This window comes from Pseudomonas sp. B21-036 (genome assembly GCF_024748925.1).
In the GTDB taxonomy this organism is placed as follows: Bacteria; Pseudomonadota; Gammaproteobacteria; order Pseudomonadales; family Pseudomonadaceae; genus Aquipseudomonas; species Aquipseudomonas palmensis.
The window spans coordinates 1-13,844 of sequence record NZ_CP087178.1; the positions used below are offsets into that span (position 1 = coordinate 1).

The 13,844-nt window shown below is 63.1% G+C and carries 11 protein-coding genes; 8 read left to right on the forward strand and 3 right to left on the reverse strand.

Annotation, left to right across the window (positions count from 1 at the left end; genetic code table 11):
* Genes dnaA through gyrB form a run of 4 tightly spaced genes read left to right on the forward strand, consistent with a single transcriptional unit; the run spans position 1 to position 6,209 of the window.
* Positions 1-1,518 (forward strand): chromosomal replication initiator protein DnaA, encoded by a 1,518-nt coding sequence (gene dnaA / locus LOY33_RS00005; protein WP_123753552.1) that lies wholly within the window; start codon positions 1-3, stop codon positions 1,516-1,518.
* Between the two features lie 42 nt (positions 1,519-1,560).
* Positions 1,561-2,664: a DNA polymerase III subunit beta gene (gene dnaN, locus LOY33_RS00010; RefSeq protein WP_043860677.1), complete on the forward strand. Its 1,104-nt coding sequence runs from the start codon at positions 1,561-1,563 to the stop codon at positions 2,662-2,664.
* Between the two features lie 19 nt (positions 2,665-2,683).
* The gene (recF, locus tag LOY33_RS00015; RefSeq protein ID WP_043860678.1) at positions 2,684-3,787 is read left to right on the forward strand and encodes a DNA replication/repair protein RecF; all 1,104 of its coding nucleotides are present in this window, start codon (positions 2,684-2,686) and stop codon (positions 3,785-3,787) included.
* A 4-nt stretch (positions 3,788-3,791) separates the two neighbouring features.
* Positions 3,792-6,209: a DNA topoisomerase (ATP-hydrolyzing) subunit B gene (gene gyrB, locus LOY33_RS00020; protein ID WP_054916057.1), complete on the forward strand. Its 2,418-nt coding sequence runs from the start codon at positions 3,792-3,794 to the stop codon at positions 6,207-6,209.
* Between the two features lie 120 nt (positions 6,210-6,329).
* Here gyrB and LOY33_RS25940 read toward each other — a convergent pair whose 3' ends face one another.
* Entirely contained in the window at positions 6,330-6,473 is a 144-nt protein-coding gene (locus LOY33_RS25940) for a GNAT family N-acetyltransferase (RefSeq protein WP_185061973.1), read from the reverse strand.
* Positions 6,474-6,543: 70 nt separating this feature from the next.
* Positions 6,544-7,851, reverse strand: coding sequence for a sigma-54-dependent Fis family transcriptional regulator (locus LOY33_RS00025; protein ID WP_123753550.1), 1,308 nt, complete (start codon positions 7,849-7,851; stop codon positions 6,544-6,546).
* Between the two features lie 252 nt (positions 7,852-8,103).
* On the opposite strand from LOY33_RS00025, the gene LOY33_RS00030 reads away from it, so the two are divergent.
* From LOY33_RS00030 to LOY33_RS00040, 3 genes are read left to right on the forward strand one after another with little or no spacing between them, the layout of a single operon-like run.
* A complete protein-coding gene (locus tag LOY33_RS00030) occupies positions 8,104-8,988 on the forward strand; it encodes an MBL fold metallo-hydrolase (RefSeq protein WP_258660590.1) in 885 nt (294 codons plus the stop codon).
* A 39-nt stretch (positions 8,989-9,027) separates the two neighbouring features.
* The gene (locus LOY33_RS00035; protein ID WP_054916055.1) at positions 9,028-10,305 is read left to right on the forward strand and encodes an FAD/NAD(P)-binding oxidoreductase; all 1,278 of its coding nucleotides are present in this window, start codon (positions 9,028-9,030) and stop codon (positions 10,303-10,305) included.
* Positions 10,302-11,120: a sulfite exporter TauE/SafE family protein gene (locus LOY33_RS00040; protein ID WP_123753548.1), complete on the forward strand. Its 819-nt coding sequence runs from the start codon at positions 10,302-10,304 to the stop codon at positions 11,118-11,120. The genes LOY33_RS00035 and LOY33_RS00040 overlap by 4 nt, the downstream gene beginning before the upstream one ends.
* Positions 11,121-11,127: 7 nt before the next feature.
* On the opposite strand, the gene LOY33_RS00045 is transcribed toward LOY33_RS00040, so the two are convergent.
* On the reverse strand, positions 11,128-12,015 hold the full coding sequence (locus LOY33_RS00045) for a LysR family transcriptional regulator (protein WP_123753547.1): 888 nt from the start codon (positions 12,013-12,015) through the stop codon (positions 11,128-11,130).
* A gap of 136 nt (positions 12,016-12,151) precedes the next feature.
* Between LOY33_RS00045 and LOY33_RS00050 the strand changes: the two genes are divergently transcribed.
* Positions 12,152-13,801: a GMC family oxidoreductase gene (locus tag LOY33_RS00050; protein WP_104571753.1), complete on the forward strand. Its 1,650-nt coding sequence runs from the start codon at positions 12,152-12,154 to the stop codon at positions 13,799-13,801.
* The last annotated feature ends 43 nt before the right edge of the window (positions 13,802-13,844 follow it).

Below are 13,844 nucleotides of genomic sequence, written 5' to 3' on the forward strand. Positions count from 1 at the left end.
GTGTCAGTGGAACTTTGGCAGCAGTGCGTGGACCTTCTGCGCGACGAACTGCCTGCCCAGCAATTCAACACCTGGATCCGTCCGCTACAGGTCGAAGCCGAAGGCGACGAGTTGCGCGTCTATGCGCCTAACCGGTTCGTACTCGATTGGGTCAATGAAAAGTACCTGGGTCGCTTGCTCGAACTGCTGGGCGAACACGGCAACGGCATCGCCCCTGCGCTTTCCTTATTAATAGGCAGCCGACGCAGTTCGGCACCCCGTGCTGCGCCCAACGCACCGCTCGCCGCCTCGGTCGCCGCTTCCCAGGCCCAGCAGGCTGCCCAGGTCGCTGCCGTGGCAGCCCCGGCAGCGCCAGCACCTGCGCCGGCAGCGCCACAGGTCGAAGATGCACCTTCGCGCGACAGCTTCGACTCGATGGGCGAGAACACTGCCGTGGTGGCTCCACCCAGCAGCCGTACCGAACAACGTACTGTGCAGGTAGAGGGTGCGCTCAAACACACCAGCTACCTGAACCGCACCTTCACCTTCGAGAATTTCGTCGAGGGCAAGTCCAACCAGCTGGCCCGCGCGGCAGCCTGGCAGGTCGCCGACAACCCCAAGCATGGCTACAACCCGTTGTTCCTCTATGGCGGGGTGGGCCTGGGTAAGACGCACTTGATGCACGCTGTGGGTAACCACCTGCTCAAGAAGAATCCGAATGCCAAGGTGGTGTACCTGCACTCGGAGCGCTTCGTCGCCGACATGGTCAAGGCGTTGCAGCTCAATGCCATCAACGAGTTCAAGCGCTTCTACCGCTCGGTCGATGCGCTTCTGATTGACGACATTCAATTCTTTGCCCGCAAGGAGCGTTCGCAGGAGGAGTTTTTCCACACCTTCAACGCCTTGCTCGAAGGTGGCCAGCAGGTGATTCTCACCAGCGACCGCTACCCCAAGGAAATCGAAGGCCTCGAGGAGCGCCTCAAGTCCCGCTTTGGCTGGGGCCTGACCGTTGCCGTAGAGCCGCCGGAGCTCGAGACCCGCGTTGCGATCCTGATGAAGAAGGCCGACCAGGCCAAGGTCGACCTGCCACATGACGCTGCGTTCTTCATTGCCCAGCGCATCCGCTCCAACGTGCGGGAACTGGAAGGCGCGCTGAAGCGGGTCATTGCCCACTCGCACTTCATGGGCCGCGATATCACCATCGAGTTGATTCGCGAGTCGCTCAAGGATCTGCTGGCACTGCAGGACAAGCTGGTGAGTGTGGATAACATTCAGCGCACAGTGGCCGAGTACTACAAGATCAAGATTTCCGATCTGCTGTCCAAGCGGCGTTCGCGTTCGGTGGCCAGGCCGCGTCAGGTGGCCATGGCCCTGTCCAAGGAACTGACCAACCACAGCCTGCCGGAAATCGGCGACGTCTTCGGCGGCCGCGATCACACCACGGTGTTGCACGCGTGCCGCAAGATCAACGAACTCAAGGAATCCGACGCGGATATCCGCGAGGACTACAAGAACCTGCTGCGGACCCTGACGACGTGATGAACGTCAGCGCGGCTTTTTTTTAAGGCAAGGGACTAGACCATGCATTTCACCATTCAACGCGAAGCCCTGTTGAAACCCCTGCAACTGGTCGCAGGCGTCGTCGAGCGCCGCCAGACCTTGCCGGTATTGTCCAACGTGCTGCTGGTGGTCCAAGGCCAGCAACTGTCGCTTACAGGTACTGACCTGGAAGTGGAACTGGTTGGCCGTGTGCAACTGGAACACCCTGCCGAGCCTGGCGAGATCACCGTACCTGCACGCAAGCTGATGGATATCTGCAAGAGCCTGCCGAGCGAAGCGGAGATCAGCATCAAGGTCGACGAGCAGAAGGTCATCATCAAGGCCGGCCGCAGCCGTTTCACCTTGTCGACCCTGCCAGCCAACGATTTCCCCACCGTCGAGGAAGGCCCGGGTTCGCTGACCTGCACCCTGGAGCAGAGCCGTCTGCGCCGCCTGATCGAGCGCACCAGCTTCGCAATGGCCGTCCAGGACGTGCGCTACTACCTGAACGGCATGCTGCTGGAAGTCTCCACCGGCACTCTGCGCGCGGTCGCCACCGATGGTCACCGTCTGGCCATGTGCTCGATGCAGGCCGATATCGGTCAGGCTGATCGCCACCAGGTGATCGTACCTCGCAAGGGTATCCTTGAGCTGGCGCGCCTGCTCACTGATCCGGAAGGCACCGTTGCCATCGTGCTGGGCCAGCAACACATTCGCGCCACTACTGGCGAATTCACCTTCACCTCCAAGCTGGTGGATGGCAAGTTCCCGGACTACGAGCGCGTATTGCCAAAGGGCGGCGACAAACTGGTACTGGGTGATCGCCAGGCACTTCGCGAAGCGTTCAGCCGTACCGCGATTCTGTCCAACGAAAAGTACCGCGGCATTCGTCTGCAACTGGCGGCTGGCCAACTGAAGATTCAGGCCAACAACCCTGAGCAGGAAGAAGCCGAAGAAGAGATCGGCGTCGACTACAACGGCGGTTCGCTGGAAATCGGTTTCAACGTGAGCTACCTGCTCGACGTGCTGGGCGTCATGACCACCGAACAGGTTCGTCTGATCCTGTCCGATTCCAATAGCAGCGCCCTGCTGCAAGAGGCGGACAATGACGATTCTGCATACGTCGTCATGCCGATGCGCCTGTAATTTGTCCAGCACTCGCTAGATGTCCCTCAGTCGCGTTTCAGTCACCGCGGTGCGCAACCTGCACCCGGTGACCTTCTCCCCCTCCCCCCGCATCAACATCCTGTATGGCGCCAACGGCAGCGGCAAAACCAGCGTGCTGGAAGCCATCCATTTGCTCGGCCTGGCCCGTTCATTTCGCAGCACTCGCCTTACACCGGTCATCCAGTATGAAGAATTGGCGTGTACGGTATTCGGTCAGGTCGAACTGAATGAAGGTGGTTCCAGCAACCTGGGCATATCGCGGGAACGGCAAGGGGATTTCACCATTCGCATCGACGGGCAGAACGCTCGCAGTGCCGCCCAACTGGCAGAGATACTGCCGCTGCAACTGATCAACCCGGACAGTTTTCGCCTGCTCGAAGGTGCGCCCAAGATTCGCCGGCAATTCCTGGATTGGGGTGTGTTCCACGTGGAACCTCGCTTCATGTCCACCTGGCAGCGCCTGCAGAAGGCCTTGCGGCAGCGGAACTCATGGTTGCGGCATGGTACACTTGACGCTGTTTCGCAAGCAGCCTGGGACCGGGAGTTATGCCTGGCCAGTGCGGAAATCGACGAGTACCGCCGTAATTACATCAAAGCGCTGAAACCCGTCTTCGAACAAACCTTGAGCGAATTGCTGGAGCTCGAGGGGCTGACCCTGAGTTACTACCGAGGGTGGGACAAGGACAGAGACCTCAGTGAGGTCCTGGCTGGCTCGCTCCATCGGGATCAGCAGATGGGCCACACACAGGCAGGTCCGCAACGTGCGGATCTTCGGCTCAGGTTAGGCGCCAACAACGCGGCCGATATCCTGTCTCGCGGCCAGCAGAAACTGGTGGTGTGCGCACTGCGTATCGCCCAGGGGCATCTGGTCAGCCAGGCACGCCGCGGCCAATGTATTTATCTGGTGGATGACCTGCCGTCCGAATTGGACGAGCAGCACCGTCGTGCACTTTGCCGCTTGCTGGAAGACTTACGCTGCCAGGTGTTCATCACCTGTGTAGACCACGAATTATTGAGGGAAGGCTGGCAGACGGATACGCCAGTTGCCTTGTTCCACGTGGAACAAGGCCGTATCACCCAGACCCACGACCATCGGGAGTGAAGGCATGAGCGAAAATCAAACGTACGACTCCTCCAGCATTAAAGTGCTCAAAGGGTTGGATGCCGTACGCAAGCGTCCCGGTATGTACATTGGCGACACCGATGATGGTAGCGGCCTGCACCACATGGTGTTCGAGGTGGTCGATAACTCGATCGACGAAGCCCTCGCCGGCCACTGTGACGACATTACCGTAATCATCCATCCGGATGAGTCCATCACCGTTCGCGACAACGGCCGCGGCATCCCGGTCGATGTACACAAGGAAGAAGGGGTTTCCGCCGCAGAGGTCATCATGACCGTACTGCACGCCGGCGGTAAGTTCGACGACAACTCCTACAAGGTATCCGGCGGCCTGCACGGTGTGGGCGTCTCGGTGGTGAACGCGCTTTCCGAAGAGTTGATCCTCACCGTTCGCCGCAGCGGCAAGATCTGGGAGCAGACCTACGTTCACGGTGTACCGCAGGCTCCGATGAAGATTGTCGGCGACAGCGAAACCACCGGCACCCAGATCCACTTCAAGCCATCGTCCGAAACCTTCAAGAACATCCACTTCAGCTGGGACATCCTGGCCAAGCGGATTCGTGAACTGTCGTTCCTCAACTCTGGCGTAGGCATCCTGTTGAAGGACGAACGCTCGGGCAAGGAAGAGGAATTCAAGTACGAAGGTGGCCTGCGCGCATTCGTCGAATACCTGAACACCAACAAGACTCCGGTGAACGAAGTGTTCCACTTCAGCGTTCAGCGCGAGGATGGTGTGGGTGTGGAAATCGCCCTGCAGTGGAACGACAGCTTCAACGAGAACCTGTTGTGCTTCACCAACAACATTCCGCAGCGCGACGGCGGTACTCACCTGGTGGGTTTCCGTTCGGCGCTGACGCGTAACCTGAACAACTACATCGAGCAGGAAGGTCTGGCCAAGAAGAACAAGGTCGCGACCACCGGTGATGATGCCCGTGAAGGCCTGACCGCAATCATCTCGGTGAAGGTGCCTGATCCCAAGTTCAGCTCGCAGACCAAGGACAAGCTGGTTTCGTCCGAAGTCAAAACTGCGGTGGAACAGGAGATGGGCAAGTACTTCTCCGACTTCCTGCTGGAAAACCCGAACGAAGCCAAGGCTGTGGTCGGCAAGATGATCGACGCTGCGCGCGCCCGTGAAGCGGCCCGTAAAGCGCGTGAGATGACCCGTCGCAAGGGCGCGCTGGACATTGCCGGGCTGCCGGGCAAGCTTGCCGACTGCCAGGAAAAAGACCCTGCCCTCTCCGAACTGTACCTGGTGGAGGGTGACTCCGCAGGCGGCTCGGCCAAGCAAGGTCGCAACCGCAAGACCCAGGCTATCCTGCCGCTCAAGGGCAAGATCCTCAACGTCGAGAAAGCACGTTTCGACAAGATGATCTCGTCCCAGGAAGTGGGCACGCTGATCACCGCACTGGGCTGTGGCATCGGCCGCGAAGAGTACAACATCGAGAAGCTGCGCTATCACAACATCATCATCATGACCGATGCTGACGTCGACGGTTCGCACATCCGTACCCTGCTGCTGACTTTCTTCTTCCGTCAGTTGCCGGAGCTGGTCGAGCGCGGCTACATCTACATCGCGCAGCCGCCGCTGTACAAGGTCAAGAAGGGCAAGCAGGAGCAGTACATCAAGGACGACGAGGCCATGGAAGAGTACATGACCCAGTCGGCCCTCGAAGATGCCAGCCTGCACCTGGACGAGTCCGCGCCACCGGTTTCCGGTGTCGAGCTGGAGCGTCTGGTCAACGAATTCCGTACCGTGATGAAGACCCTCAAGCGTCTGTCGCGCCTGTACCCGCAAGAGCTCACCGAGCACTTCGTGTACCTGCCGGCCATCTCGGTGGAGCAGCTGTCCGACCACGCGCACATGCAGAACTGGCTCGCCAGGTTCGATGAGCGCCTGCGCAATACCGAGAAGTCCGGCTTGCTGTACAAGGCCAGCCTGCGTGAAGACCGCGAGCGCAACGTGTGGCTGCCAGAAGTGGAAATCACTTCCCACGGCCTTGCCAGCTACGTGACCTTCAACCGCGACTTCTTCGGCAGCAACGACTACCGCACCGTGACCGCGCTGGGCGCCCAGCTTGCCACCCTGCTGGGTGAAGGTGCCTACGTGCAGCGTGGCGAACGCAAGAAAGCCATCACCGAGTTCAAGGAAGCCCTGGACTGGCTGATGGCCGAAAGCACCAAGCGTCACACCATCCAGCGCTACAAAGGGCTGGGCGAGATGAACCCGGACCAGCTGTGGGAAACCACCATGGACCCGACTGTGCGCCGCATGCTCAAGGTGACCATCGAAGACGCGATCGCTGCCGATCAGATCTTCAACACCCTGATGGGCGACGCCGTGGAACCGCGCCGCGAGTTCATCGAAAGCAACGCCCTGGCGGTATCCAACCTGGACTTCTGACCGGTTGCAGTACCTCTGAAAGCGGGCAGTTATCCACAGTGACAACGCCCTCGAAAGGCCAACCCTCAGGGGTTGGCCTTTTTGTTTTCCCGCCTAGGTGCTGCTGCGCCCTAGGCGTGATCACTCAAGATGCATGTTCACATAGCCCACACCATGCCGTTCGAAGCGTTCCCCTCTGGCCCTGAAGCCGAACTTCTCATAGAAGCCTGTTGCCGTTTCCCTGGCTGAAAGGGTGATCGCTGTTGCGCCGATCCTTTGCGTCACGTCTATGGCATATGTCAGCAATGGACAATTTCAAAGGTCATCGTCGTCATATCCCTGTTTGCCTGGACGCCTACACACCCAGCTCGCGCAGGCGCCGATACAGGGTGCGCTCGCTCAGCCCCAAGTGGCGGGCAAGCTCGCTGCGCGATCCTTCGAAGCTGTCCAGCGCCTGGGCGATGTCGCGCAATCGGGTATTCGAGCGGCGTGGGGCACTGGCGGGCGAGTCGGCTCTCAGCTCCGTGGGCAGGTGCTCGGCGCGGATGATGCCGTCGTCGCTGAACAACCTCGCCCGCTCCAGAATGTTGCGCAGCTCGCGGATGTTGCCGGGGTAGCGGTACAGCCCCAGCAAGGTCATGGCCTCCTCGTCGACCCGCGGCGCAGCGGACCCGGCCAGGCGCTGCAGCAGGGTCTCGATCAGCAGGGGCAGGTCTTCGAAGCGCTCGCGCAGTGAAGGCAGGCGGATCGGGAAGCCGCTGATACGGTAGTAGAGGTCTTCGCGAAAGCTGCCGGCGGTGGCCATTTCCTTGAGCGGCTTGTGGGTGGCCGAGATCAGGCGGAAATCCGAATGCACCGTGCGCAGGCTGCCCACCGGGCGAAAGCTGCCCGACTCGATCAGACGCAGCAGCTTGACCTGCATCGCCAGCGGCACCTCACCGATCTCGTCGAGAAACAGGGTGCCGCCATGGGCGGCTTCGGCCAGGCCGATCTTGCGCTGGTTGGCACCGGTGAATGCGCCCTTCTCGTAGCCGAACAGCTCGCTCTCCAGCAACGTCTCGGTCAGCCCCGTGCAGTCCACCACCACTAACGGACCGCTGGCACGCGGGCTGCTGGCATGCAGGGCGCGGGCGAACAGCTCCTTGCCGGTGCCGGACTCCCCTTGCAGCAGCACCGGTATCTGCGCCGGCGCGGCCCGCTGGACACCGGCAAGGGCCTCCTGGAAGGCCGCCGAACGCCCTACCAAGCCGAACTGCTGCGGCTGTGCCGACGCCACGGCGATGCTGGTCAGGCGTTCGACAAAGGCGATCACTTCACCCTGCTCGTCCAGGATCGGGCGCAACTCCACGTCCACATGCTCCGGCCCGCGCGGGGTGTGATGCACATGCAGCACCCGCTCGGGGGTGCGGCTGTGCCTGGCCTTGCGCATCGGGCAGTGCTCGCCCGCCTGGTCGCACGGCACCGCGTAGTGGTGCGAGACGTGGTGGCACTTCTGGCCGATCGGCGCGGCGCCCACCACCCCGAATTGATGCAGGTACGCGGTGTTGGCGGCAAGAATGTTGTACTGCAGGTCAAGCACGATGCTCGGCTGAGGTTCGTGTTCGAGGTAGGACACCAGCGCCTGCAGGGCGGGGCTGGCGGGTGTGTCGGGGTTCATGGGCATGACGGCACCAGGGGCAAGGCAGGCCCGCAGCTTAACCGAACGCCACGCCCACTGCCAAAAACTGCCAGCCTCTGCCAACCAGCTGACAGAACCGTGGCAGGCAGTTTCGGCCAGAGGGTCCAGACTCAGGTAAATCGGGCGTGCTGGCCGGGGGCAGGCGTGAATCTGCGCTGGCACATATCTTGATGACTGTTGGTCGAATGCCTGCACGGCTGGCCGGCAGGCATCAGCGGATTTCTCTGGAGAGCGGTAATGATCATCGGCGGTAACCTGTATGTAGAAGCGCTGTTCGACAGCGCGACCTCGACCATCAGCTACCTGGTCATGGACCAGGCCAGCGCGCACTGCGCCCTGATCGACAGCGTGCTGGACTATGACCCCAAGGCTGGGCGTACCGATACCGCCTCGGCCGACAAGCTGATCGCCCGGGTACGCGAGCTGGGTGGCCAGGTGCAGTGGATACTCGAGACCCATGTGCACGCCGATCACCTGTCTGCTGCCGCCTATCTCAAGCAGGCGCTGGGTGGCCAGGTGGCCATCGGCAGCCGCATCACCCAGGTGCAGAAGGTGTTCGGCACGCTGTTCAATGCCGAACCCGGCTTTGCCCGTGATGGCAGCCAGTTCGATGTGCTGCTGGACGACAACGGCGAGCTCGACCTTGGCACGCTCAAGCTGCGCGCCTTGCACACACCGGGGCATACTCCGGCCTGCATGACCTACCTGGTACAGGCCGGTGACGAGTGCGTCGCGTTCGTCGGCGACACCTTGTTCATGCCGGATTACGGCACGGCCCGCTGCGACTTCCCCGGGGCCGATGCGCGCACCCTGTACCGCTCGATCCAGCGCATCCTGGCCCTGCCGGATGCCACCCGCCTGTTCATGTGCCACGACTACCTGCCCGGAGGCCGTGCGTTGCGCTACATGACCACGGTGGGCGAACAGCGCGCCAGCAACATTCACATTCGCGACGGCATCAGCGAGGACTGCTTCGTGGCCATGCGCGAAGCCCGTGACGCCACCCTCGACATGCCGCAACTGATCCTGCCCTCGGTACAGGTGAACATGCGCAGCGGCCACTTACCCGAGCCGGAAGACAACGGTGTGTGCTACCTGAAGATCCCGCTCAACAAGCTCTGAACCTGCTGCACCAGAATTATTATTAAAGGACGTACTGCCATGCCTGCCCCCTCCTCTGCCGCTGCCCGCGAGGTCAGCCACCACAAGGTGCTGATCGTCGGCGCCGGTGCCGCCGGAATCGCCACCGCCTCCAGCCTGCTGGCGCGTGATGCCTCGCTGGATATCGCGATCATCGACCCCGCCGACGTTCACTATTATCAACCTGGCTGGACCATGGTCGGCGCGGGCGTGTTCCGTGCAGCGTCCACCGCCCGCACCCTGGCCTCGACCGTGCCGGCGGCGGTCAGGTGGATCAAGGCCGCCGTGCAACAGTTCGACCCGCAGGCGCAGACCGTCAGCCTGGATGACGGGCGCCTGGTGAGCTACGAACAGCTGGTTGTATGCCCCGGGCTGCGGTTGGCCTGGGACGCCATCGACGGCCTGGTCGAGACCCTCGGCCAGAACGGCGTGACCTCCAATTACCGCTACGACCTGGCGCCCTACACCTGGCAGCTGGTGCAGGGCCTGAAGGAAGGCCGCGCCGTGTTCACCCAGCCACCTATGCCGATCAAGTGCGCCGGTGCCCCACAAAAAGCCCTGTACCTGTCGTGCGACCACTGGCTGCGCAGCGGGCGCCTGGGGGCGATCCAGGCGCAGTTCTTCAACGCCGGCAACGTGTTGTTCGGTGTCGCCGACTATGTGCCGGCGCTGATGGAATACATCGACCGTTACGGCGTGGACCTCAACTATTCACACCGGCTGGTGGCGGTGGACGGGCCGGGCAAGCGCGCGACCTTTCTGCGCACCCTGCCCGACGGCAGCAGCGAAACCGTGGTGCAGGCATTCGACATGCTGCATGTGGTACCGCCGCAGGTTTCGCCGGACTTCATCCGCAACAGCCCGCTGGCCGATGCGGCCGGTTGGCTCGAGGTCGACCCGGCCACCCTGCGCCATGCGCGCTACGGCAACATCCATGGCCTGGGCGATGTGATCAACACCAGCAATGCCAAGACGGCCGCCGCTGCCCGCAAGCAGGCGCCGGTGGTGGCCAACAACGTGCTGGTGGCACTGGGGCGCCTGTCGCGTCTGGCCGAATACGACGGCTACGGGTCGTGCCCGCTGACGGTGGAGCGCGGCAGGATCGTGCTGGCCGAGTTCACCTACGGCGGCAAGCTGGCACCAAGCTTTCCGCGCTGGTTGCTCGACGGGCGCAGGCCCACGCGCCTGGCCTGGCTGCTCAAGGCGCGGATACTGCCGCCGCTGTACTGGCGCTGCATGCTCAAGGGGCGCGAATGGCTGGCCAAGCCAGTTGCGCGACTGCGTGAGGCGCGCCAGTGACAGAGCATGAACTGGTCGGCGCCGGTCTTGGCGCCCTCATTGGCATCATCCTGGCCCTGACGGGCGCCGGTGGCGGCATTCTTGCGGTGCCGCTGCTGGTGTTCGGCCTGGGCCTGAGTATGGTCGAGGCGGCCCCGGTCGGCCTGCTGGCGGTGGGCCTGGCGGCAGGTGTAGGTGCGGTGCTGGGGCTGCGTCAGGGGCTGGTGCGCTACCGGGCCGCGCTGTTCGTCGCGCTGATCGGCATGTGCGCCACCCCCTTCGGCCTGCTGCTGGCGCATCGCCTGCCCAATGCACCGCTGGCGCTGGGGTTCAGCGTGGTGCTGGTGTATGCCTGCGCACGCATGCTACGCAAGGCCCTGCGCGAGCTGCGGGGCGAGCCGCCCTGTGCGGATCGTGCCCTGCAGCCCTGTGTGCTCAACCCGTTGCAGGGGCGCTTGCGCTGGACCCTGCCCTGCGCCCGCGCGTTGGCCTTCACCGGCTTGCTCAGCGGCCTGCTGTCCGGCCTGCTCGGGGTCGGTGGCGGGTTTGTGATCGTGCCTGCCCTGGGGCGCTACACCAACCTTGAGATGAAAAGCATCGTCGCCACGTCGCTGGCGGTGATCGCCCTGGTGTCGCTGGGCAGCGTGTTGAGCGCCAGCCTCAGCGGGGTGATGCACTGGGGTGTCGGCGTGCCGTTTGCCGGCGGTGCGGTGGCGGGCCTGGTGGTTGCGCGCCAGTTCGCCCACCGCCTGGCCGGGCCGCGTCTGCAACAGGGCTTTGCGCTGGTGGGGATAGCGGCTGCCCTGTTGCTGGTGGTCAACACCCTGGCGCGCTGAACGCCGCTCACTCGGCGAGCAGTTCGCCCTGCTCTTCGGCGCACAGCGCCAGCAGGTAGTCCCACACTACCCGCAGGCGCACCGACTTGTGCAGTTCGCGCCGGGTGCTGATCCAGTAGCTGCGCTGGATGGTTTCGCTGGGCAGCACGCGCACCAGGTGCGGGTCGTGGCGGGCCATGTAGTTGGGCAGTACCGCGATGCCCAGCCCGGCACGCGCCGCATGTTGCTGGGCGATCACGCTGGTGCTGCGAAACACCACGTTCGGTGCGCGGCAGAAGCTGTTGAGAAACAGCAACTGCTGGCTGAACAGCAGGTCGTCCACGTAGCCGATCCAGCTGTGCCGGGCCAGGTCTTCGCGGCTGTTGAGCGGCGCAGCCCTGGCCAGGTACTCGGGGCTGGCATACAGCGCCAGGCGGTAATCGGTGAGTTTTCGCGTGATCAACAGGTCGGCATGCGGGCGTTCCAGGTGAATGCTGATCTCTGCCTCGCGGTTGATGATGCTGACAAAGCGCGGCACTGCAACCAGCTCCACCTCCAGCCCCGGGTAGCGTTCGAACAAACTGCCCATGCGCGGGGTGAAGAACATGATGCCGATGCCCTCGGTCACCCCCAGGCGAATCTTGCCCAGCGGCGTGATGGCCTGGGTGATCTCCTCCTGCGCCAGCAAGGCGACGTTCTCCATGGCTTCGGCGTGCTTGAGCAGGGCCTGCCCGGCCGGGGTCAGTTCATAGCCCTGGGCGTGCTGCACGAACAGTGCCGTGCCCAGGCTGCTCTCGATGCTCTCGATATGCCGGGCCACGGTGCTATGGGTGGTGTTGAGGCGCTTGGCGGCGGTCAGCAGGCGGCCGCTACGCTGCAACTCGAGAAAAAACCGCAGGTCATTCCAGTCGAACATGCTTTTCCTTGTGAATCAGAGGTTCACTTGCGTTGTTCTAAAACGCACAGCCGTTGCGTGAAATCTAACGTGTTCAACTCGAAAATAATCAATAACACTGGCCTGGACAAGAATAAAAATCAGGCGCGAGGTCTTCATGGCACCAGCCGATCATTCCTACGACTACGTGGTAGTCGGTGCCGGCCCTGCCGGCTGTCTACTGGCCAATCGGCTGTCTGCCGACCCTGGCTGCCGCGTGCTGCTGCTCGAAGCCGGCGGTCGCGACAACTACCCCTGGATCCACATTCCGGTGGGCTACCTCTATTGCATTGGCAACCCGCGTACCGACTGGTGCTTCAAGACCGAAGCGCAACCGGGGCTCGACGGTCGCAGCCTGGGCTACCCACGGGGCAAGGTGCTGGGCGGGTGTTCCTCGATCAACGGCATGATCTACATGCGCGGTCAGGCCCGCGACTACGATCACTGGGCCGAACAGGGCAATCCCGGGTGGGCCTGGAATGACGTGCTGCCACTGTTCAAGGCCAGCGAAAACCATTTTGGCGGCGCCAGCGAGCTGCACGGCAACGCTGGCGAATGGCGGGTCGAACGCCAGCGCTATTCGTGGGCGATCCTCGATGCGTTTCGCGAGGCGGCAGCCCAGAGCGGCATCGCCAGCATCGACGACTTCAACGGTGGGGATAACCAGGGCTGTGGATACTTTCAGGTCAACCAGCGCAGCGGCGTGCGCTGGAATGCGGCCAAGGCATTCCTGCGCCCCGTGCGCCACCGCCCCAACCTGACGGTGCTGACCGGGGTCGAGGTGGACAAGGTGCTGCTCGACAATGGTCGCGCGTCGGCCGTTCAGGCGCGCTGGCAGGGCAGCGAACAGCGTTACCAGGCCCGCCGCGAAATCATCCTGTGTGCCGGGGCGGTGGGTTCGCCGGGCATTCTTCAACGCTCCGGCATCGGCCCGCGGCCATTGCTGGAACGCCTAGGCATCCCGGTATTGCACGAATTGCCCGGCGTGGGCGGCAACCTGCAGGATCACCTGCAACTGCGCCTGATCTACAAGGTCAGCAACGTGCGCACCCTCAACCAGGTGGCCAACACCCACTGGGGCAAGCTGGGCATGGGCCTGCGCTATCTGTATGACCGCAGCGGCCCGTTGGCCATGGCGCCGAGCCAGCTGGGGGCGTTCGTGCGCTCGCACCCCGAGCAGCCCACGCCCAACCTGCAGTACCACGTGCAGCCCCTGTCGCTGGACCGCTTCGGCGAGCCGCTGCACCGCTTTGCCGCATTTACCGCCTCGGTGTGCAACCTGCGCCCGCTCAGCCGCGGGCGTGTGGATATCCGCTCGGCCAACCCGGGCGATGCACCGGTCATCGACCCCAACTACCTCAGCGAGCCTGAAGACCTGCGCGTCGCCGCCCAGGCCATCCGCCTTACCCGACAGATCGTGCAGGCCCCTGCCCTCGCCGCTTTTGCACCGGTCGAATACCTGCCAGGCGCAGCACTCGATACCGAGGAGCAGTTGCAGCAGGCTGCCGGGCAGATCGGCACCACCATTTTCCATCCGGTAGGTACCTGCCGCATGGGCAACGGCCCGCTGGATGTGGTGGACGCACAGTTGCGCGTGCATGGCGTGGCGGGGTTGCGCATCGCCGATGCCTCGATCATGCCGCAGATCACCTCTGGCAATACCTGTTCACCCACCCTGATGATCGGCGAAAAGGCCGCGCAACTGATTCTTAAGGCCGCACCCGCAGCCAGCAACAGCAGTGGCAAGACCGCGTTAGCGACGCCCTGAGGGCGGCGTGCAGTGACGTCGGCAGCAGTCGGCCGGCGACGAC